Below are 2,072 nucleotides of genomic sequence, written 5' to 3'. Positions count from 1 at the left end.
AAAGGAGAGTACAGCGTGCGTGTTGCTTTAGGTATTGAATATGAAGGTTCTAATTATGCAGGCTTTCAGAGACAGACAACACTAAAAACTGTACAAGGTGAGCTTGAAAGAGCTCTAAGTATTGTTGCTAATGAAAAGATTGAGATTCAGTGTGCAGGCAGAACAGATGCTGGTGTAAATGCAACAGGTCAGGTTATTCATTTTGATACTAATGCAGTTCGTTCAGAAAGAAGCTGGATTATGGGTACAAATGTAAATCTACCTGACGATATTGCAGTTACTTTTGCAAAAATTGTTGATGATTCATTTCATGCTAGATTTTCTGCAAAGGCAAGACGTTACAGATACATCATTTCTAATACAGTTTATCGCCCTGGCATTTTAAATAAAGGCGTATCAGTCTATCAGGGAAATTTTGATATAGAAAAAATGCGGGAGGCGGCAGACTATATCATAGGAGAGCATGATTTTTCATCATTTAGGGCTGCAGATGATGAATCAAGAACATCAATGCGATGTGTTCATTTTGTAAAGATCACAAGATTCGGACAGTATATAGTTTTTGATATTGCAGCAAATGCATTTTTAATGCATATGGTAAGAAATATCGTAGGCTCACTTCTAACAGTTGGAAACGGACAAAATTCAGTTCAGTGGTTCAAGGATATGTTTGATGCAAAAGACAGAAATCAGGCTGGTCCTACTGCAAAACCATATGGTCTGTATCTAGTGGATGTTACATATCCGAATGATTTTAATTTGCCAAAAAGGGACTGTATTGGCCCAATTTGGATGTTATAGTGATACAATATAAATAAAAAAATTGCACCTGAAATATCAAAGGTTACGTATGCTGAATTTACCTAATGTTTTAACACTTATAAGACTTGTACTGATTCCTGTTTTTATAATTCTTTTCTATCTTCCATCTGACAGATCAAATTTCTATGCGGCACTTGTTTTTATTGTTGCGGCCTTTACAGATCTGCTTGATGGTTATCTTGCAAGAAAACTTAAGCTTACAACCAAATTCGGTGCTTTTTTAGATCCTGTTGCCGATAAGATCATCGTCTGTACAGCACTGGTACTTATTGTTGAGCATTACTCTTTGTATAGAGATATCTTATATCCTCACTTAGGTAAGTTCATTACTATTCCAGCGATGATCATCATTGCAAGAGAAATTACTGTATCAGCTTTAAGAGAGTGGATGGCAGAACTTGGAAAGAGAGCAAATGTTGCTGTAAGCTGGATTGGAAAATGGAAAACAACCATTCAACTTGTAGCAATTGCAGGACTTATTTGGCGTCACAATGAGTTAATGATTTACTCTTCAGTGATTGCTCTTGGTATTGCTACAATTCTTACTATCTGGTCAATGATAATGTACTTAAAAGCCGGATGGCTTTATATGAAAGAGTAGTACTCTATACATTTCAATAAAGCTCCTTCATTCTAGTAAGGAGCTTAAATGTTTGAATAAATATTCTTTTCTTTATGCATTCAAAATTGATTTTGCTGTGCACAGCAAACAAAGTGAATTTATCAGTAACAGCTGACTATTTAACTTTTTTCACTTCAATAATGCAGGATTTCTGATAAAAGCTGATGCCATAACAATATACATTTTCAATAATATCTGACAAAACGTAGTCTTCTGCATATTTCCTGTCTTCAATTTGTTTTAATGCTGTTAAGGCTGTATCCTTTATACATCTGTCATTATCTGCAACTTTGAGTTCTATTATTACAACTGTATCATCATTTTTAAAGATGATATCAGCATAACCATCACCAGATTCACTGTTTGACTGATAATCGCTTATACCATCAGAACAGTTAGTAAATACGCCTGATAAGAATCCATGATAGAAGTTCTCTTTCTTTGCCTTTGTTGCAAAATCTCTTACAGATACATATCCTTTAAGTAGCTTTTTTAAATTGGTTTTTGCTGTTTCACAATCACCTTCAAACAGAGCATTAGCTATAAGCATAGCCTTATTCTCGCCTTGTGTTGATGATTCTTTAAAATGCTTTAATATATTTACCTCAAAACACTTTCTGATTTCTCT

Annotated in this window: 3 protein-coding genes; 2 read left to right on the top strand and 1 reads right to left on the bottom strand. The window is 34.5% G+C overall.

Annotation, left to right across the window (positions count from 1 at the left end; translation table 11 throughout):
- Positions 1-15 precede the first annotated feature (15 nt).
- A complete protein-coding gene (gene truA, locus ACJML3_RS00490) occupies positions 16-801 on the top strand; it encodes a tRNA pseudouridine(38-40) synthase TruA (RefSeq protein ID WP_406019660.1) in 786 nt (261 codons plus the stop codon).
- A gap of 49 nt (positions 802-850) precedes the next feature.
- Entirely contained in the window at positions 851-1,423 is a 573-nt protein-coding gene (gene pgsA, locus ACJML3_RS00485; protein WP_288135483.1) for a CDP-diacylglycerol--glycerol-3-phosphate 3-phosphatidyltransferase, read from the top strand.
- A gap of 136 nt (positions 1,424-1,559) precedes the next feature.
- Here pgsA and ACJML3_RS00480 read toward each other — a convergent pair.
- On the bottom strand, positions 1,560-2,072 hold a 513-nt coding region (locus ACJML3_RS00480), incomplete at its 5' end, for a PD-(D/E)XK nuclease domain-containing protein (RefSeq protein WP_406019657.1).

It is taken from the genome of Succinivibrio sp. (assembly GCF_045124615.1).
GTDB classification, from domain to species: Bacteria; Pseudomonadota; Gammaproteobacteria; order Enterobacterales; family Succinivibrionaceae; genus Succinivibrio; species Succinivibrio faecicola.
This window is presented reverse-complemented; position numbering and strand designations above follow the sequence as displayed.

Excerpts from the sequence above, each read along its gene's own strand:
- pgsA (WP_288135483.1), top strand. The coding sequence starts at position 851 with ATGCTGAATTTACCTAATGTTTTAACACTTATAAGACTTGTACTGATT.